Source organism: Streptomyces triticagri (assembly GCF_003429565.1).
GTDB classification, from domain to species: Bacteria; Actinomycetota; Actinomycetes; order Streptomycetales; family Streptomycetaceae; genus Streptomyces; species Streptomyces triticagri.
Window position 1 is genome coordinate 16,694 of record NZ_QUAK01000015.1, and the last position, 18,255, is coordinate 34,948.

The following is an 18,255-nucleotide window of genomic DNA, read 5'->3' on the forward strand; positions in this document are numbered from 1 at the left end:
CTCAGTCGTCTGCGTTGTCGCCGAAGTCGGGGCGGACGCCCCTGGCTGCCATGACCTCGTCGTTGGAGGTGCCGGCGGCGACCATCGGCCAGACCTGGGCGTCCTCGTGGACGATGAAGTCGATGACCACGGGCCGGTCGTTGATCTCGTTGGCCTTGGCGATGACCGCGTCCAGCTCGGCGGGGTCCTCGCAGCGCATCGCGACACAGCCCATGGCCTCGGACAGCTTCACGAAGTCCGGGACCCGGGTGCCCTTGCTGGCGACCTGGCTGGCGCCGACCTGCGAGCCGGGGACCGCTCCGGTGTCCTCGCCGTGCAGCACGGTGTTGGAGTAGCGGCCGTCGAAGAACAGGTTCTGCCACTGGCGGACCATGCCGAGCACGCCGTTGTTGATGACGGCGACCTTGATCGGGATGTTGTTGAGCGCGCAGGTGGTCAGTTCCTGGTTGGTCATCTGGAAGCAGCCGTCGCCGTCGATCGCCCAGACCGGGGCGTCGGGGCGGCCCGCCTTGGCGCCCATCGCGGCGGGGACCGCGTAGCCCATCGTCCCGGCGCCGCCCGAGTTCAGCCAGGTGGCGGGCTTGTCGTACTCGATGAAGTGCGCGGCCCACATCTGGTGCTGGCCGACACCGGCGGCGAAGATCGTGCCCTCGGGGGCGAGTCGGCCGATCCGCTCGATGACCTGCTGCGGGGAGAGGCTGCCGTCCGCGGGCAGGTCGTAGCTGAGCGGGTAGGTGTCGCGCCAGCGGGTCAGATCGTCCCACCAGGCGGCGTATCCGCCTGCGGCGGCCTCACCGGCGTTCCCCTCGCTGTGCTCGGCCTGGATGACCTGCACCAGGTCGGCGATGACCTCGCGGGCGTCCCCGACGATCGGCACGTCCGCGGCGCGGTTCTTGCCGATCTCGGCGGGGTCGATGTCGGCGTGCACGACCTTGGCGTACGGGGCGAAGCTGTCCAGCTTGCCGGTGACGCGGTCGTCGAAACGGGCTCCGAGGGCGACGATCAGGTCGGCCTTCTGCAGCGCGGTGACGGCGGTGACCGCACCGTGCATGCCCGGCATTCCCACGTGCAGCGGGTGGCTGTCGGGGAATGCGCCCAGTGCCATCAGGGTGGTGGTGACGGGCGCCCGGGTGAGTTCGGCGAGGACCTTCAGCTCGGCGGTGGCGCCGGCCTTGAGGACTCCGCCGCCGACGTAGAGGACCGGCCGCTTGGCCTGGGTGATCAGCTTGGCGGCCTCGCGGATCTGCTTGGCGTGCGGCTTGGTCACCGGGCGGTAGCCGGGCAGGTCGTGGACGGGCGGCCACTGGAACGGCGCGCGGTTCTGCAGCGCGTCCTTGGCGATGTCGACGAGGACCGGGCCCGGGCGGCCGGTGGAGGCGATGTGGAAGGCCTCCGAGATCGTCCGCGGGATGTCCTCGGCCTTGGTGACCAGGAAGTTGTGCTTGGTGATCGGCATGGTGATGCCGACGATGTCCGCCTCCTGGAAGGCGTCCGTGCCGATGGCCTTGCTGGCGACCTGACCGGTGATCGCGACGAGCGGCACGGAGTCCATGTGCGCGTCGGCGATCGGGGTGACGAGGTTGGTGGCGCCGGGGCCCGAGGTGGCCATGCAGACGCCGACCTTGCCGGTGGCCTGCGCGTACCCGGTGGCCGCGTGGCCGGCGCCCTGCTCGTGCCGGACCAGGACGTGGCGGACCTTGGAGGAGTCCATCAGCGGGTCGTAGGCCGGCATGATCGCGCCGCCGGGGATGCCGAATACCGTCTCGGCGCCGACTTCCTCGAGAGAACGGATGAGGGCCTGCGCGCCCGTCAACTCCTTGACGGGGGCGGACTGCGGTCCTTGGTTACGGGGCCGCGGCTGCGGATGGTGGGCCCCGGTGGCCTGCTCGGTCATCGGCATTCTCTTCTCGAAGCTAAGGGGGTTTTGCGAGGGTATGTGAGGTGCCAGTGCAACAAAAAACCCCTCGTGCCCTGAGGCAAGCGAGGGGAGCGCGCCGGTGCGGTCGCTGAGCGTTCAGTGGGCTCAGCTTCAGCCGACGCGCTTTCCAAGTACGAGAATTCGGGTGCGCATGGCACAGACCTTCCCTCCGGCCAGTGAGAACTGTCAAGTGGGTGGGACAGCCGTCTCATTATGTGAGCGACTGGCTTGCCGGCCGATGAACACCTGGCCGGTGGGGTCGAGAGGCATCGGGCAGGAGCCGACGGCGAGCGCCCGGCGCAGCCGGTACTCGTCCAGCGGGCCGGAGAACGCCATGCCCTGGCCGTGGGTGCATCCCATCGCCCGGAGGGCGAGCACCTGCTCGGGTCGGTCGATGCCGTCCGCGACCGAGCGCACGCCGAGGTCCTTGGCGATCCTGAGCAGCCCATGGGTGATCTTGTGCAGCCGGGCCGATTCCACCAGGCCCTCCACCAGGGGCCGGTCCAGCTTGAGCACGTCGACGGGCAGCCGGTGCAGTGCGGTGATCGCCGCATGGCCGTTCCCCACGCCGCCCAGGGCGATCTGGACGCCGAGGCGGCGCAGTGCGGCCAGGCGGCGCTCCAGGTCGTCGAGCGGCACGCCCGGGTCGTGGTCGGCCAGCTCGACGAGGAGCGCGCCGGACGGCAGGCCGTGCCGGGTCAGGAGCGCCTCTATGGAGCCGGGTGGTGCGGAGCGGTCCAGTAGTTGACGGGCCGTCATACGCACCGACACCGGTACGGCATGACCGGTGGCCGCCCGCTCGGCGGCCTGCGCCACCGCCTCTTCGAGCATCCAGCGGCCGAGCTCCTGGGTGCGGTCGCTGTCGTCGGAGACCCGCAGGAACTCGGCCGGGGTGAAGAGCAGGCCCTGGGCGGAGCGCCAGCGCGCCTGCGCGGCGACGGCCGTGATCCGTCCGGTGGACAGGGACACCACGGGCTGGTGGAGCAGCGCGAACTCGCCGTCGTCCAGCGCCGAGCGCAGCCGGGTGGCCAGCTTGGCCCTGCGGACCACCTCGGCCTGCATCTGCGGTGCGTAGAGCACGACGCGGCCCTTGCCCGCGGCCTTCGCCCGGTACATCGCCAGGTCCGCGTTCCTCAGGAGCTCGCCGGCGGTGAGGCCGGGGTCGGCGAAGGCGACGCCGATCGAGGCGGCCACCCGTACGTCCTCGCCCTCGATGCGGTACGGCAGCGAGAGGGTCTGGCGCAGCCGGTCGGCCAGCTCCAGTATGTGGCGCTCGCGGGCGGCCCGGTCGCGGCCGCCGTCGCCGACGATGAGGGCGGCGAACTCGTCCCCGCCGAGGCGGGCCGCGGTGTCCCCGGAGCGTACGGAATCGGCGAGGCGGCGGGCGGCGTGGGTGAGGAGTTCGTCGCCCGCGAGGTGGCCGATCGTGTCGTTGACCGCCTTGAATCCGTCCAGGTCGATGAAGAGCACGGCGGTGCCCCGGTCGGTGCTGCGGCGGCCGCCGAGTGCCTGGGTGACCCGGCGGGTGAACAGGGCGCGGTTGGGCAGGTCGGTCAGTGGGTCGTGCTCCGCGTTGTGCTGCAACTGGGCCTGCAGGCGGACCCGTTCGGTGACGTCCCGGCTGTTGAGGATGAGGCCGCCGTGGTGGCGGTTGACCGTCGATTCCACGTTCAGCCAGTCGCCGTCGCCCGATCTGAAGCGGCACTCGATCCTGGTCGTCGGCTCGATCACCGGGCTGGCCGTGAGGAAGCGGCGGATCTCGTGCGCGAAGCGCCCCAGGTCCTCGGGGTGGATCAGGGTGGCCAGTTCGGAGCCGACCAGGTCTTCCGCATCCCGACCCCACACGCCCGCGGCGGCCGGACTGACGTACCGCAGAATGCCGTTGGGTGCGGCGATCATGATGACGTCGCTCGAGCCCTGGACCAGGGAGCGGAAGTGGTTCTCCTTATGGGCCAGTTCCTGGGTGAGCGTGATGTTGTCCAGGAGCATGATGGCCTGCCGGACCACCAGGGCGAGGACCACCGTGCAGGCCGTGAAGAGGACGACGCGGTCCACTCGGCGGTCGTTGACAGCGTTGTACAGCATGCCCAACGTGCAGACCGCGGCGGCCAGATACGGGGTGAGGGCGGCGAGCGAACCGCCGATCTGGCGGCTCGGCCGTGCGCTCGGCCGGTCGGTGCGCACCCGGTCGCCGTCCTGCCGGCCCGCTCGGGACGCGACCCAGGGGGCGTACGCCAGGAGCAGGGAGCCGGCGAACCAGCCGGCGTCCAGGATCTGGCCCGAGTGGTACGTCTGGCGCAGCAGCGGCGAGGTGAACAGGGCGTCGCAGAGGACGGTCAACGCCAGTGCGGCGATGGCCGTGTTGATCGCGGAGCGGTGCGCCGATGAGCGCCGGAAGTGCAGTGCGAGCACCATGCTGACGAGAACGATGTCGAGCATCGGATAGGCGAGCGAGAGGGCGGCGTGCGGGACGCTGCGGTCGTCGAACTCGGCGGTGTGCGCGAGCGCGAGGCTCCAGGAGATCGTCAGGAGTGAGCCGCCGATCAGCCAGCTGTCGAGCCCGAGACAGACCCAACCCGCCCTGGTCACGGGGCGTTTGGCGAGGACGAGCAGGCCGATGATGGCGGGCGGCGCGAAGCAGAGGAAGAACAGGTCGGCGAGGCTCGGACTGGGTACGGGGCGGCCGAGGACCACCTCGTACCATCCCCAGACCGCGTTCCCCAGAGAGGCCATGGCCGAGGAGAGGGCGAACAGGAGCCAGGCGGGTCGAAAGCGGCAGCGGCGGGTGCGGCTGTAGAGATAGCAGGAGACCGCGGCCAGGCCGGCGGCCGCGCTGAGTCCGAAGTCGCCCATGAACAGGGCCAGTCGGGCGGATCCCCAGCCGAGCGCCGCACCGGTCGCGTACCCGGCGCAGATCAGCGCCAGAAGCAGTTGGGGAACGTAGCCGGTCCACCCGCGGCCGACCGCGCGGCCACCGGCAAGCAGAATCCCCGGGGAGGTCACCGCTCCGCCCGTTTCCGTACTGAGCAGGCCTCCCTGGGCCCGCGTCCGTCGGCGGGAGTGCGGCGGGAGGAGCGCCTTCGTCGGCTCTTCCGCGTCGGATCGTCTGTCCATCGGCCGTGCATCGCCCGTCGCCCCCCTCGCCATTCTGTGTGTCCACGGCGCCGAACTGCGCGCGGCGCAACCCCTGTCGGGACGATACACCAGTTTGGTCACTCAGGGACATAGTCTCTCTACTCTCCGTGACGACCAGGGACGATGCGGATACCGGGAGCATCCGGACGGCCGCGGAGCGTGCCCGAACGCCGGATTCCGCTCGTCCGGGTGGGCGGCAGGCGGCCGCTACTCGGTCGTCAGGACGACGTTCTCCACCGGTTCCCCGGCCGCGTACCGCGTCAGTTGACGGGCGAGCAGCCGCTTGGCGCGGGGCAGGAATGCCGAGGTGCTGCCGCCGACGTGCGGGCTGATGAGGAGGTTCGGAGCATGCCACAACGGGTGCCCGGCGGGCAGCGGTTCGGGGTCGGTGACGTCCAGGGCGGCATTCAGGCGTCCGCTCTTCAGTTCGGCGAGCAGGGCATCGGTGTCGACGACGCCGCCGCGTGCGACGTTCACCAGCAGGGCGCCGTCCTTCATGCCGGCCAGGAACTCCGCGTCCACCAGGCCTCTGGTCGCGGGGGTGAGCGGCGTCGAGAGGATCACGACGTCGGCTTCCGGCAGCAGGGCCGGCAGCTCGGAGAGCGGGTGCACATCACCGCGCTCCGTGGTGCGGGCAGAGCGTGCGACGCGCGCCACCCGCGCGCATTCGAAGGGCGCGAGCCGGTCCTCGATGGCCGCGCCGATCGAGCCGTAGCCCACGATCAGTACGGACTTGTCGGCGAGTGCGGGATAGAAGCCGGAGCGCCAGTCCTCGGCGTCCTGTCCGCGCACGAAACCGGGGATGCCCCGCAGTGCGGCGAGGACCAGGGCGAGCGTCAGCTCCGCGGTGGAGGCCTCGTGCACCCCGCGCGCGTTGCAGAGCTTCGCCCCCGTCGGCAACGAGCCGATGCCCGGCTGCACATGGTCGATTCCGGCGGACAGCGTCTGCACCACCCGTACCGATGTCATCGCGGACAGCGGCCGCACCGAGACCTCGGCGCCCTTCATGTAGGGGACCACATAGAAGGCACACTCCGCCGGGTCTGCGGGGTAGTCGGGACCGCCGTCCCAGAAGTGGTAGTCGAGTCCCTGAGGGAGTCCGTCGATGTCCTTGGCGGCGATGGGGAGCCATACGTCTGCGGTCATGGTCAGGAGGCTAAGGGGTGGCCGCGAAGCAGGTCACGGCGCCCGGCTCGGAGCCTCGCGGGCGGGCACACGGCTGTCGGTGCCAGGGGTTAGTTTGGGGGCGCATCACTACAGGGAGGGCACGGGCCGGTGGAGCGCAGGACGATCGGGGCGGCGGCGCTCGAGGTGGGTGCGGTCGGCCTCGGGTGCATGCCGATGAGCTGGGCGTACACCGGATCTCAGCAGCGCGGCGAGGAGTCCCTGCGGGCGGTGCACGCAGCACTCGACGCGGGAGCGAGTCTGCTCGACACCGCCGACATGTACGGCCCGTTCACCAATGAGCTGCTGGTCGGCCGGATCCTCAAGGAGCGGCGGGGCGATGCCTTCGTGTCCACCAAGTGCGGCCTGCTCGTCGGCGAGCAGCACATCGTGGCCAACGGCCGCCCGGGGTACGTGAAGCGCGCCTGCGACGCCTCGCTGCGCCGCCTCGGTACGGACGTCATCGATCTCTACCAGCTGCACCGGGCCGATCCGGAGGTGCCCGTCGAGGAGACCTGGGGCGCGATGGCCGAGCTCGTCGCTGCGGGCAAGGTGCGTGCGCTCGGTCTCTGCGCGGTCGGCGCCCGCTCCGGGCGGCGCACCGGAGCGCGCCTGCACGACGGGACGATCCGCCAACTGCGGCGGGTGCAGCAGGTGTTCCCGGTGAGCGCGGTGCAGGCGGAGCTGTCCGTGTGGTCGCCCGAGGCGCTGGACGCCCTGCTGCCGTGGTGCGAGGCGCGCGGGGTGGGCTTCCTGGCGGCCATGCCGCTGGGGAATGGTTTCCTCACCGGCACGCTCAAGCCGGGTCAGGGCTTCGAACCGGACGACGTACGGGCCCGCCATCCCCGGTTCACCGCGGAGATGATGGCCGCCAACCAGCCGATCGTGGTGGGCCTGCGCCGGATCGCGCAGCGCCATGGGCCCGGGGTGTCCGAGGCCCAGGTGGCACTCGCCTGGGCGCTGTCCCGCGGCCCGCATGTGGTGCCGGTGCCGGGCACGAAGCGGGAGCGGTGGGCGCGGGAGAACGCGGCGGCGGCCGAACTCCGCCTGACTCCCGAGGACTTGGCGGAGATCGCGGGGCTGCCGGGGGCGCAGGGGTCGTGGGACTGAAGGGAGGAAGGAACCGGAGCGAGGCGGTGGACGCCTCGCTCGGGGGATCCGGGTTTGGTCGTCGGTGATCGGGAACCTGTCGGGCGGCAGCGGTGTATGAACAATGGAAGATGCAGCCGCCGAAGGGATTGTGCCGTGCGACGTCCAGCTCTGCCGGCCGTGTTGATCACTGCCGCACTCCTGCTCACCGCCTGCTCGGGCGACGGCGACGACGAGCCGTCCGGCACCCCGTCCGGCGCCACAGGCGCGGCGTCGAGCCCGAGCGGCTCCGGCGGCCGTGCCTCGCCCGATCCCGAAGCGCCTCCGGCGAAGGGTTCGGCGAAGGTCGTCCGCACCGTGACCACGGGCCTGAAGTCGCCCTGGGGCCTGGCCCCGCTGCCGGGCGGCGACCTTCTCGTCTCCTCTCGCGACGAGGCGACGATCACCCGTATCGACGAGGACACGGGCAAGAAGACCCTGCTCGGCAGCGTGCCCGGAGTCGCGTCCGACGGCGAGGGCGGTCTGATGGGCCTCGCCCTCTCCCCCACCTTCGGCTCCGACCATCTGGTGTACGCGTACTTCACCACGGAATCGGACAACCGCATCGTCCGCATGCTCTACGACGAGAAGAAGCCCAACGGCGGGCAACTGGGCGCCCCTGACACGGTCTTCAAGGGCATCCCGAAGGGCTATGTGCACAACGGCGGCCGCATCGCCTTCGGCCCCGACAAGATGCTGTACGCGGGCACGGGAGAGACCGGCGACACCGGCCAGGCCCAGGACAAGAAGTCGCTCGGCGGGAAGATTCTGCGGATGACTCCGGAGGGCGAGCCGGCCGAGGGCAATCCGGAGGCGGACTCGGTGGTCCATTCGTACGGCCACCGCAATGTGCAGGGGCTGGCCTGGGACAAGAAGCAGCGGCTCTGGGCCGCCGAGTTCGGCCAGGACACCTGGGACGAGCTCAATGCGATCGGGCCGGGCAAGAACTACGGCTGGCCCGAGGTCGAGGGCAAGGGTGACGACAAGAGCTATGTCGACCCGGTCGCCCAGTGGAAGACGTCCGATGCCTCGCCCAGCGGGATCGCCTGGGCGAAGGGCTCGGTGTGGATGGCGGGTCTGCGGGGCGAGCGGCTCTGGCGGATCCCGCTGGACGGCACCAAGCCCGTCGCCGACCCCGAGGCCTTCCTCGAGGGCAAGTACGGCCGGCTGCGCACCGTCGAGTCCGCGGGTACGGACAGACTCTGGGTGGTGACCAATGAGACCGATTCGCGCGGTACGCCGGAGAAGGGGGACGACCGGATTCTGGAGGTGCAGGTGGAGTAGCAGAGGTCGGTGCAGCTGAAGCGGTAGACGAAGCAGCAGGTCGGACGCCTGTCGGGAGCTACGGGCACCGCTGTCCGGTACGCCGGGGTTACGCTGAATTCGACGGAACCCCTCGGGTGCGGTGGCACGGGGCCTGAGGTGCAGTGGCACGAGAGACCGAGGGGGACGGAGATGTTCAACCTGATCGAGGAGCTCTTCGCGCCGGGGCGCAAGCACACCGATGAGGAACGCAAGCGTCTGGAACTGACGCGGGTCGATCTGAACGACGGCGATCCGGGCAAGGGCCCCATAGACCTGACGTCGGGGCAGGTGGTCGTGCGCGTACCGGCCCAGTCACCGGCCGAGGACGACGGCGCCTCCGGGGGCGGCAGCGTTTCCAGGGACGACGGCACCTCTGGGGGCGACGACCCGCAGGCGAAATCCCGGGACCACCGTCCCTGACGGTCCGCGGAGCCGGCCGCGTCCCGGTCAGGACGCGGGCGTCGCCGTGTCGGGCAGGGTGACCAGGCGCAGGCGGTGTGCGAGGGCAGCGGCCTCCGTGCGGCCGGAGACGTTGAGCTTGGCCAGGATGTTGGAGACGTGGACGCTCGCGGTCTTCGGGGAGATGAAGAGTTCCTCGGCGATGCCTCGATTGCTGCGCCCGGCGGCCACCAGGGCCAGCACGTCCCGCTCGCGGCTGGTGAGCCCGAAGGATTCCGCGGCGTCGAGGTGCGTCCCCGGCTGCGGGGCGGCCGGCGCCGGCCCCTTCGCCGGCCCCGGGGTCAGAGCGAGCCGCGCGCGCTGGGCCAGCAGCGCGATCTCGGCCAGCAGCGGGCCGGCACCCAGTGAGGCCGCGATCTCCCGTGCCTCTGCCAGCAGTTCGGCGGCGCGCTCCCGGGCGTCCTGCGCCGCATTGCCCGGCAACGGATTCGCGGTGGAGGTGCCGGCGACGGGCGACATGGTCGGCGCCTCGCTGCCGGCGGGGCGGGCCAGCAGGGACTCCGCGAGCCGGACGGACACCCGGGCCAGGTCGTAGGGCCGGTCGGTGGGGTGGACAGCGGTACGGACCTCGGCCCAGTCGGCGGGGGTGTCCCGGCCCTCGGCGCGCAGGAGTTCGGCCCGCACCCAGCGCTCGTGGGCCACCCAGACGGGCACCGGGGTGGCGACCGTCTTCGCGACGGCGCGGATCCGCTCGACGGCGGCGGCGCGTCCGGGCTCGGCGGACGGCAGGCCACGGGTGTCCGCCTCGGCCTGGGCCGCGGCGAGGATCAGCAGCCAGCCGTACCGGTGTGTACCGGGCGGCAGACCTGGGTCCGTGGCCTCCGCGAACGCCTCGCGGGCGTCGAGGATGCGGCCCTCGGCCGATGCGATACCGACGGAGAGTGCCTGCAAGGGGAGGCGGAACTGTGGTTGAGGGTCGCGCTGTCCGTAGTGCTCGAAGCTCTCCGCGAGGGCCTCGGCCGCTTCGCCGGTGTCTCCGCGGAAGAGGGCCAGTCGTGCCCGGCGCTCGGCGGCGGTGCCTCGGGGCTTGCCGTTCATGGTGATGCGTCGCGCCCGGTCCGCCACTTCGGCAGCCTCGTCCCAGCGGCCCAGGGCGATCAGGGACTCCGAGAGATTCCCCAGGACCCAGGCCTCGGAGTCGACGCGGCCCAGCTTGCGGCAGGCGGCCAGTCCGGCCTCGCCGACCTCGACGGCCTCGGCGGAACGGCCGACTCCTTCCAGTGCGGAGGGGAGGTTGATGTGGACGCGGTCGAAACCGGTCAGGCCACGTCCGACGACCTGGGCGCGGACCAGATGGATCTCGGCGAGACCGTCCTCGACCGCCCCGGACTCGACGAGCAGACCGCCCCGGGTGAGCCGGGCGTTCAGCTCGACGTCCTCGACGCCGACCATGCGGGCGTACTCCACCGCTCGCTCCGCGGCGGCGAGGGATTCGGGCCCCGGGTCGTGCAGGCTGCCCCAGGTGGCCCGGTGGGTGAGCACCTCGGCATGTACGGCCGACGGCGGCAGGCCACGGGTGAGTTCGAGGGCGGTGGCGGTCTCCGCCCAGCCGTCGCCTCGGCCCAGTGACGACATCAGCCAGGAGCGCTGCACCCAGAACCAGGCGGCGCGCAGCGGGTCCGGGTCGTCGTCCAGGAGGCGGATCGCCCGCTTGGTGATCTTCAGCGCCCGCCCGCGCTCACCGCAGAGGCGGCCGGCGATCGCCGCCTCTGCGAGCAGGTCGAGATAGCGCAGGGGCGCGTCGTCGTCGCAGCCGCAGGGCGGATAGCCGCCGGTGTGGTCGGCCGGTCGGAGGGCCGCTCGGACGTCCTCGGGCGCGTCGTCCCAGACGTCCATCGCCCGCTCCAGGAGCCGGAGTTGCTCGGTGTAGGCATGGCGGCGGCGCGCCTCGACGGAGGCGAGCAGTACGGCGGGCAGTGCCTTCGCCGCGTCGTGCGCGTGGAACCAGTAGCTGGCGAGGCGGGCGGCGCGCTCGTCGGCCCGTACCAGGGTCGGGTCGGCTTCGAGGGCCTGGGCGTAGCGCCGGTTGAGCCGGGAGCGTTCGCCCGGCAGCAGGTCGTCGCTGACGGCCTCACGGACGAGCGAGTGCCGGAAGCGGTAGCCGTTGCCCTCCGGGGTGGCGTGCAGGAGGTTGGCGCCGACCGCGGAGCGCAGGGCGTCCAGCAGATCGTCCTCGTCGAGGCCGGCGACCGCGGCGAGCAGTGCGTACTCGACGGTGGAGCCGCCCTCGGCGACCACCCGGGCCACCCGCTGCGCGTCCTCGGGAAGCGCCTCGACCCGTACGAGCAGCAGGTCGCGCAGGGTGTCGGGCAGGGCGGCCGGGCAGGCGCTGCGGATGTCGTCCTGGGCGCAGGCGAGCTCCTCGACGAAGAAGGCGTTGCCGTCGGAGCGCTCGAAGACGTCGTCCACCAGGCTCTGTTCCGGTTCGGCGGCGAAGATGCCGGCGAGCTGGCGGTGGACCTCGGCGCGGCTGAGCCGGGGCAGTTCCATCCGGCGGACGGTGCGGAGCCGGTCCAGCTCGGCGAGCAGCGGGCGCAGGGGGTGGCGGCGGTGGATGTCGTCGGCCCGATAGCTGGCGATGACGACGAGGCGGCCGCCGCGCAGGGTGCGGAAGAGGTAGGCCAGCAGATTCCGCGTGGAGGCGTCCGCCCAGTGCAGGTCCTCGAGGGCGATGACGACGGTGCGGTCGGCGGCGAGGCGCTCCAGGAGGCGGACGGCCAGCTCGAAGAGGCGGGCCATGCCCTCCTCGTCGTACCGCCCGTCGGCCGAGGTGCGCGGGGCGGTCTCGCCGAGCTCGGGCAGCAGCCGGGCGAGCTCATCCTCCTGGCCTTCGGCCGCGGCGGCGAAGGCCTCGGGCAGGCTCCGGCGCAGCGCGCGCAGAGCGGTGGAGAAGGGGGCGAAGGGCAGGCCCTCGGCGCCGATCTCGACGCAGCCGCCGGTGGCGGTGACGGCCCCGCTCGTCGCGGCCGCGGCGGCGAACTCCTCGAGGAGCCGGGTCTTGCCGACCCCGGCCTCGCCGCCGAGCAGCAGCGCCTGCGGCTCGCCCGCGGCAGCCCGGTCGAGCGCATCGCGCAGGCGGGCGAGCTCGGCGGTGCGCCCGACGAACACGGGGCTCAATGACCTGGTCTCCACGCCGCTGAGCATCGCACAGGGGTCCGACAATGCGACACTGCGATTTCCCGCGAGGGCCACGCCGCCGGTTGCTGCGGCGATCACGCCGCCCCGTCCTGCGCCGGCCGCCGTCGGCACGGCAGCCGGCCCCGCACTGTGGAGTACGGGGCCGGTGCCGCGGTGCGCGCTCATGCCGCGCGGGTGTGGCGCAGACGCCAGGGGCGCAGGCTCACCCGCCTCTCGGATTCCTGGTCGGGAGATCCGCGCCGGGCCTTGCGGATCTCCGCGGCGAGGCGCTGTTCGGCGGCCTCGCGGACGAGCTCGGCGTGCCGGATCTCGTGCAGCGTGTACTCATGCATCTGGTGACTCCCTGGGTGGTGTGTGTCATCGCTCTGTGCGATGACTCCACACTGCTCGCCCAGGTGCCCCCGCCACATCGGGAGTTCGCCGCATCTGTGTCGGGCCGGGGTCCTTAGGCACCCCCTCAGGGGGCCTTAGGGCCCTCGGCGGACCGCTCAGGGCCTGGGAAGGACGCCCCTAGGTGTGCCTCAGATCAGCACGGTGCGTAGGTGTGCCTCAGATCAGCACGGCCCGTAGGTGTGCCTCAGGTCAGGACGGCACGGACGGAAGCCCCAGGATCAGATCCGTGTACTTGGCGATCGCCAGGAACAGGCCGAGCACGCCGAGCGCCACTCCGGCCCAGGCCACCGACTTGATCCACGGCGCCTGTACGCGGCCGGGCGTGCCGAACGCCGGGCGGGCGAGCACAGTCACGCCCACGACCAGGGCGACCAGTGCGAAGGCTCCGCCGAAGAGCGCGGTGAGCTGCCAGGAGTCGCCGTAGACCGCCTGCATCTTCGCGGCCACGTCCGCGCTCTGCGACACGGAGCTCTCCATCTGACCGACCAGGGCGGAACGGTCGGAGGCCACGGTGCCGATCCAGCTGCCGCTCAGCGAGATGAAGCCCAGGGCGGCCGAGACGACGGCCGCCGCGCCCTGGCCTACGCCGCCGGAGGTCCCTGTGCCGGGTTCGTCCGCGTCCTTGCCCGCCTCGGCTTCGAGGTCGCCGTCGGGGTCGTCATCGAGGTCGTCGGAATCCGTCCCGTCGTCCCGGTCCGTCGCGTCCCCGGAGCCGGTCCCGCCTTCGGCGGAGTCGGCGGTTGTTGCGGAGGTCTCGCCCGCGGAGCCTTCCGTTCCGGCCTCGTCGGCCGGGTCCGCGGCGGTTTCCTCGGCCGCCGCATCGCTGTCTTCGGCGGCCTTACCGGCCACCTTGCCGTTCTCGGTGTCGGTCTTGGTCTCGGTGCTCATGCGCCGCACGCTAGGGGTCGCGTATGAGAGGTTCCTTAACGCACCGAATCCGGCTCGGCGGCCATGTCCCGTACCGCCTCCGCCGGCGTCCGCGCTCCCGGCAGACCGGCGCCGGCGCGGCACTCCGGCGGCTCGATGCTGATGCGCGGAAGCACTCGGTCCACGGTGCGCGGCAGCCACCAGTTGGCACCGCCCAGCATGTGCATCAGAGCCGGTACGAGCAGGGTCCGCAGCACGAAGGCGTCGAGCGCGACCGCGGCCGCGAGTGCGATGCCGAACATGGCGATGACCCGGTCCCCGCTCAGTACGAAGGCGAGGAACACCGCGATCATGATGACGGCGGCCGAGTTGATCACTCGGCTGGTCTCGGCCAGGCCGACCCGTACGGCACGGCGGTTGTCACCGGTCTCCAGCCACTCCTCGTACATCCGGCTGACCAGGAACACCTGGTAGTCCATGGACAGGCCGAAGAGCACCGACACCATGATCACCGGCAGGAACGGTTCGATGGGGCCCGCTCCCCCGAGCCCGAGCAGTCCACTGCCCCAGCCCCACTGGAAGACGGCCACCACCACACCGAACGAGGCGGCGACCGCGGCGACGTTCATCGCGGCGGCCTTGAGCGGGATCCCCACCGAGCGGAATGCGAGCAGGAGCAGCAGACAGCCGAATCCGATGACGATGCCCACGAACAGCGGCAGTTTGCCGACGATCACCGACGCGAAGTCGTCGTTGCCGGCGGTGATGCCGCCGACGTGCACCTCGAGCGCGGTTCCGCGTTCGGCCGCCGGCAGGACTTCGGTGCGCAGCCGGTCCACGAGGTCGCTGGTGCGCTCCGACTGCGGCGAGGTCTCGGGCACCACGGTGACGCGGCCGATCCGCCCGGACTCGTCGTACGTCACGGGCGTGACCTCGGCGACGCCGGCCGTGCCCTCGAGTACGGCCGGCAGCCGGTCGAATGCCGCCCGGTCCTCGGCGCGATTGACCCCTCCGACCAGGGTGAGCGGGCCGTTGCTGCCGGGGCCGAAGCCCTCGGCGAGCAGGTCGTAGGCCTGCCGGCTGGTCGACGACTGCGGGTTGTTGCCCTGGTCGGAGGTGCCGAGGCGGAGCGAGAGCGTGGGCAGGGCGAGGGTGGCCATCACGATCAGGGCGACGGCGGCGAGCAGCTTGGGGCGGCGCTCCACGAAGGCCGACCAGCGGGCGGCGAAGCCGGTGGGCGGTTCGGGCTGCGGCCCGTGCTCGGCCAGGCGGCGGCGCTCGCGGCGGGACAGCGCGCGGGTGCCGATGTACGAGAGGAGCGCGGGCAGCAGGCTGACGGAGGCGGCGACGGTGAGCACGACGGTCAGACAGGCCGCGATCGCCACACCGTTGAGGAAGTCCAGGCGCAGGATCAGCATGCCGAGCAGTGCGATGCAGACGGTCGCTCCGGCGAAGACGACCGCACGCCCGGTGGTGGCGACGGCGTTCCGCGCGGCTTCCGGGACCGTCAGGCCACGTTTCAGGCCTCTGCGGTGCCGGGTCACGATGAACAGCGCGTAGTCGATGCCGACTCCGAGCCCGATCAGCATGCCCAGCATCGGCGCGAAGTCCGCGACGGTCATCACATGGCCGAGCAGCACGATCCCGGCGTAGGCGGTGCCGACGCCGACCAGTGCGGTGGCGATCGGCAGCAGGCTGGCGGCGAGCGAGCCGAAGGCGAGGAAGAGCACGACGGCCGCGACGACCACGCCGACGACCTCGGCGACATGGCCGCCTTCGGTGCCGGTGGTGCCGACGGCGGTGCCGCCGACTGCCACTTCGAGCCCGTCGGAGGCGGCGGCGCGTGCCGTGTCGACCACGGCGTCCACCTGTGCCGAGTCCAGGTCGCCCGCCGGCTCGTCGAAGCCGACGGTGGCGTACGCGGTGTGGCCGTCGGCGCTGATCTGCCCGTCGCCGGAGCGGTGGTAGGGGCTGGCGACGGAGGCGACGCCGGGCAGCCGGGAGACCTCGTCGAGGGTGCCGGTCATGGTCTGCTGGACGGCTGCCGCGTCCACCGTGCCCTGGCCGGTGTGCCAGACGACCGTCACGCTGTCGCCGCGTGCGTCCTCGAAGCCCTCCGCGAGCAGCGCCCCGGCGCGGCCGGTTTCGGTGCCGGGTACGTCGTAGTTGTTCGAGTAGGCGGAGCCGGCGACGGCGGCCGCCGCGCTCACGCCGCCGAGGGCGAGCAGCCACAGCAGGACGGTGACCAGGCGGTGCCTGACGCACCAACGTGCGAGTGCTGCCACTGAGCTGCTCCCGGGGGTCTGGTTCGTGGATCTTTACCGGGATACGGCCCGCAAAGAAACTCTCGCCCTGCTGTTGTGCCGTGCGGAATGCACTCTTCCATCAGGAAGAGATCCTTTGCCCGTTTCGTGTCGGGACTCACAGCGATGGCATTCAGGTGCGGGCCCGCTTCCCGCGTCCCGGCGGAGGACGCCCGGCCCCCTGCGGCGGATCGGGGGCCGGGCGGTGGCGACGGGTCAGCCCGAGACGCTCGGGCGCCCGTCCTCGATGTGCCCCATCAGACGCCGCCGGAAGGCGTCGTCCCCGGTCACCGTGGCCTCCAGGTCGTACCAGCCGTGCTCGTCCGCCGCCCGGTGCACATGGCTCCGGGAGCCGCCCGGCGGGACGGTGACCTGCACGCTGCCGGGCTTCCCGTACGCGAGCACCGCGATCCGGAAAGTGAGCTCCTCGGTGCCGTGGTTGTGGAGCGTGAGGCGTACTTCACGCGCGCGTGAAGCGATCGCCGAGGTGACCTCGGCCGCGCCCGCGTCCTTCCGCCCGGCGAACTCCCGGCGGAATCCGTTCGGGCCCGTGACCGTGCAGCGGTACACGTCGGAGTCCCCTGCGGTAAGGGGCACGTCCCATTGCGCCTCGCCCCTTACATCGAGGTGCTGCGGCACCTCGAACTCACCCTCGTACGGATAGAGCGCGAAGTGCGCGCTGGACGCGCCGTCGTTGGTCACCGTCAGACGGAGCACGCGCGCGTCGCCCTCACCGGTGAGCCGACCGCTGACGTCCGGCCGGTACGGCAGCGGCCGTGCCGGCCGCCGGCCCTCCTCCTGCTCGGGCATCCGCTGGTCGGCCGGCGGCTCGGGCTGCCAGCGCTCGGAGAGCGGCGGTACGGCGCCGGGCCGCTCGACCTCGGGCTGCGGCTGCCCGCGTTCGAAGTCGAAGGCGCCGGTGAGATCGCCGGTGACCTCGCGGCGCCAGGCGCCGATGTTGGGCTCCTCGATGCCGGTCCAGCGCTCCAGGAAACGGATCACCGAGGTGTGGTCGAAGACCTCGGAGGTGACGTGACCGCCCACGGTCCACGGCGAGATGACGAGCATCGGCACCCGGATGCCGAGCCCGGTGGGGGTGTCCTGCCACCATTCGTCGGTCTGTCCGGCGGGCGGTACGGGCGGCGGCACGTGGTCGAAGAAGCCGTCGTTCTCGTCGTAGTTGAGGAAGACCGCGGTGTGCCGCCAGACCTCGGGATGCGAGGCGAGTGCGTCGAGGACCCGGTAGACCAGGGTGGCGCTGTGGATCGGCGAGGATGATCCGGGGTGCTCGGAGTCGACCGCGGCCGGCACCAGATAGGACACCTCGGGCAGCTCGCCGGACGCGACGTCCGCCCGGAACTCGTCGGCGAGGGTGCCGGTCGGCACCCGCCGCAGCGCCCGCTCGAAGAGCGAACGCTCCGCCTCCGTCAGCGACTTGACGCCCTCCTCGAGCGTCGCGAGCAGCTTCTCCCGCTCGGCCTCGTCGGCCGCGTCGCGCACGGTCGCGTAGAAGGACTCCATGTACGTGTGCCCGGTGCCGTCGAGGACCTTGCGGGCGATGGCCTTGAAGGTGGTGTAGAACTCGATCTGGTTGTCGGTGAAGTTGTCCCACTCGGTGTAGGTGCGCCAGCTGCGGCCGGCCTTCTCCAGGCGTTCCGCGTAGGTGCCCCACGGATACCCGGGGTGCGTGCCCTCCTCGTAGGCGTCGTTGCCCACGGCCCGGTCGCCGTTCGCCTCGTGGCCGGTCTGCCCGCTCCACAGGTGGTTGCGGTTCGGGCTCGTCGAGGTGTGGATCGACGAGTGGTACGCGTCGCAGACCGTGAAGGTGTCGGCGAGCTCGTAGTGCAGAGGTATGTCCTCGCGGGTGTAGTACGCCATCGTGGCCGCCGTCTTGGCGGTGATCCAGCCGTCCATCCAGCCGCCGTTCCAGGCCTTCGCGCCTCCGGTCCAGGAGTGGTCGAGCGCGCCGATGTACTGCAGGTCCTTCTGCTGCGACTCGGCGGCGCCGCGGACCGGGAAGGGCAGTACGGTGCGCAGCGGGCCCGGCTGCTCGAAGACCGGTTTCCCGCCAGGGAGTTCGACGGCATTGCGGTCGGAGAAGCCGCGTACGCCTCTGAGCGTCCCGAAGTAGTGGTCGAACGAACGGTTCTCCTGCATCAGGATCACCACATGCTTGATGGCGCCGAGTCCGCCGGCCGGGGGCTCGGCCGCGAGCGCCGCCTGCAGCGAGGGCGGCAGCAGCGAACCGGCTGCGGCCGCGCCGAGCGCTCCGCCACCGAGCGCGAGGAGCCTCCGCCTTGAGATGTCCGTGGCCACGTGTGTCCCTCCCGAGTCCGTCGTGCCTGCCGGGCGGGGGGCCCGGTGACGGACGGGACGGTAACGATCAGCGGTACATGGCGGAAGACCACGGGACACCATCCAGGTGAACAGCCCCGGCGCTGCGGC

Annotated in this window: 11 protein-coding genes; 3 read left to right on the forward strand and 8 right to left on the reverse strand. The window is 71.7% G+C overall.

Annotated elements, in window-relative coordinates; all coding sequences use genetic code 11:
• Position 1: 1 nt before the first annotated feature.
• The 3 genes from DY218_RS02585 to DY218_RS02595 all read right to left on the reverse strand — a co-directional run bounded on the left by DY218_RS02585 (position 2) and on the right by DY218_RS02595 (position 6,199).
• Positions 2-1,900, reverse strand: a complete 1,899-nt coding sequence (locus DY218_RS02585) for an acetolactate synthase large subunit (RefSeq protein ID WP_128554230.1) — start codon at positions 1,898-1,900, stop codon at positions 2-4.
• A gap of 204 nt (positions 1,901-2,104) precedes the next feature.
• The gene (locus DY218_RS02590; protein ID WP_128554231.1) at positions 2,105-5,032 is read right to left on the reverse strand and encodes a putative bifunctional diguanylate cyclase/phosphodiesterase; all 2,928 of its coding nucleotides are present in this window, start codon (positions 5,030-5,032) and stop codon (positions 2,105-2,107) included.
• Positions 5,033-5,260: 228 nt separating this feature from the next.
• On the reverse strand, positions 5,261-6,199 hold the full coding sequence (locus DY218_RS02595) for a 2-hydroxyacid dehydrogenase (protein ID WP_128554232.1): 939 nt from the start codon (positions 6,197-6,199) through the stop codon (positions 5,261-5,263).
• A 129-nt stretch (positions 6,200-6,328) separates the two neighbouring features.
• Between DY218_RS02595 and DY218_RS02600 the strand changes: the two genes are divergently transcribed.
• The 3 genes from DY218_RS02600 (at position 6,329) to DY218_RS02610 (ending at position 9,070) form a co-directional block, all read left to right on the forward strand.
• Entirely contained in the window at positions 6,329-7,327 is a 999-nt protein-coding gene (locus DY218_RS02600; protein ID WP_128554233.1) for an aldo/keto reductase, read from the forward strand.
• A 96-nt stretch (positions 7,328-7,423) separates the two neighbouring features.
• On the forward strand, positions 7,424-8,629 hold the full coding sequence (locus tag DY218_RS02605) for a PQQ-dependent sugar dehydrogenase (RefSeq protein ID WP_128554234.1): 1,206 nt from the start codon (positions 7,424-7,426) through the stop codon (positions 8,627-8,629).
• 171 nt (positions 8,630-8,800) lie between these two features.
• The gene (locus tag DY218_RS02610; RefSeq protein WP_128554235.1) at positions 8,801-9,070 is read left to right on the forward strand and encodes a DUF6191 domain-containing protein; all 270 of its coding nucleotides are present in this window, start codon (positions 8,801-8,803) and stop codon (positions 9,068-9,070) included.
• A gap of 27 nt (positions 9,071-9,097) precedes the next feature.
• Here the strand turns inward: DY218_RS02610 and DY218_RS02615 are convergent, their stop codons facing one another.
• The 5 genes from DY218_RS02615 to DY218_RS02630 form a co-directional block, all read right to left on the reverse strand.
• Positions 9,098-12,253, reverse strand: a complete 3,156-nt coding sequence (locus DY218_RS02615; RefSeq protein WP_128554301.1) for a helix-turn-helix transcriptional regulator — start codon at positions 12,251-12,253, stop codon at positions 9,098-9,100.
• Positions 12,254-12,408: 155 nt separating this feature from the next.
• Complete coding sequence (locus tag DY218_RS34420; RefSeq protein ID WP_199566599.1) at positions 12,409-12,579, reverse strand: hypothetical protein; 171 nt, start codon at positions 12,577-12,579, stop codon at positions 12,409-12,411.
• Between the two features lie 250 nt (positions 12,580-12,829).
• Positions 12,830-13,528 carry a hypothetical protein gene (locus DY218_RS02620; protein WP_128554236.1) on the reverse strand — a complete coding sequence of 233 codons (699 nt, stop codon included), beginning with the start codon at positions 13,526-13,528 and terminating at the stop codon, positions 12,830-12,832.
• Between the two features lie 35 nt (positions 13,529-13,563).
• The gene (locus DY218_RS02625; protein WP_128554237.1) at positions 13,564-15,792 is read right to left on the reverse strand and encodes an MMPL family transporter; all 2,229 of its coding nucleotides are present in this window, start codon (positions 15,790-15,792) and stop codon (positions 13,564-13,566) included.
• Positions 15,793-16,026: 234 nt separating this feature from the next.
• Positions 16,027-18,126: a phosphocholine-specific phospholipase C gene (locus DY218_RS02630; protein WP_128554238.1), complete on the reverse strand. Its 2,100-nt coding sequence runs from the start codon at positions 18,124-18,126 to the stop codon at positions 16,027-16,029.
• Positions 18,127-18,255: the final 129 nt, after the last annotated feature.

Coding starts and splice junctions, on each gene's coding strand:
- DY218_RS02585 (WP_128554230.1), bottom strand. CDS start 1,900: ATGCCGATGACCGAGCAGGCCACCGGGGCCCACCATCCGCAGCCGCGG.
- DY218_RS02590 (WP_128554231.1), bottom strand. CDS start 5,032: ATGGACAGACGATCCGACGCGGAAGAGCCGACGAAGGCGCTCCTCCCG.
- DY218_RS02595 (WP_128554232.1), bottom strand. CDS start 6,199: ATGACCGCAGACGTATGGCTCCCCATCGCCGCCAAGGACATCGACGGA.
- DY218_RS02605 (WP_128554234.1), top strand. CDS start 7,424: ATGAACAATGGAAGATGCAGCCGCCGAAGGGATTGTGCCGTGCGACGT.
- DY218_RS02610 (WP_128554235.1), top strand. CDS start 8,801: ATGTTCAACCTGATCGAGGAGCTCTTCGCGCCGGGGCGCAAGCACACC.
- DY218_RS02615 (WP_128554301.1), bottom strand. CDS start 12,253: ATGCTCAGCGGCGTGGAGACCAGGTCATTGAGCCCCGTGTTCGTCGGG.
- DY218_RS34420 (WP_199566599.1), bottom strand. CDS start 12,579: ATGCATGAGTACACGCTGCACGAGATCCGGCACGCCGAGCTCGTCCGC.
- DY218_RS02620 (WP_128554236.1), bottom strand. CDS start 13,528: ATGAGCACCGAGACCAAGACCGACACCGAGAACGGCAAGGTGGCCGGT.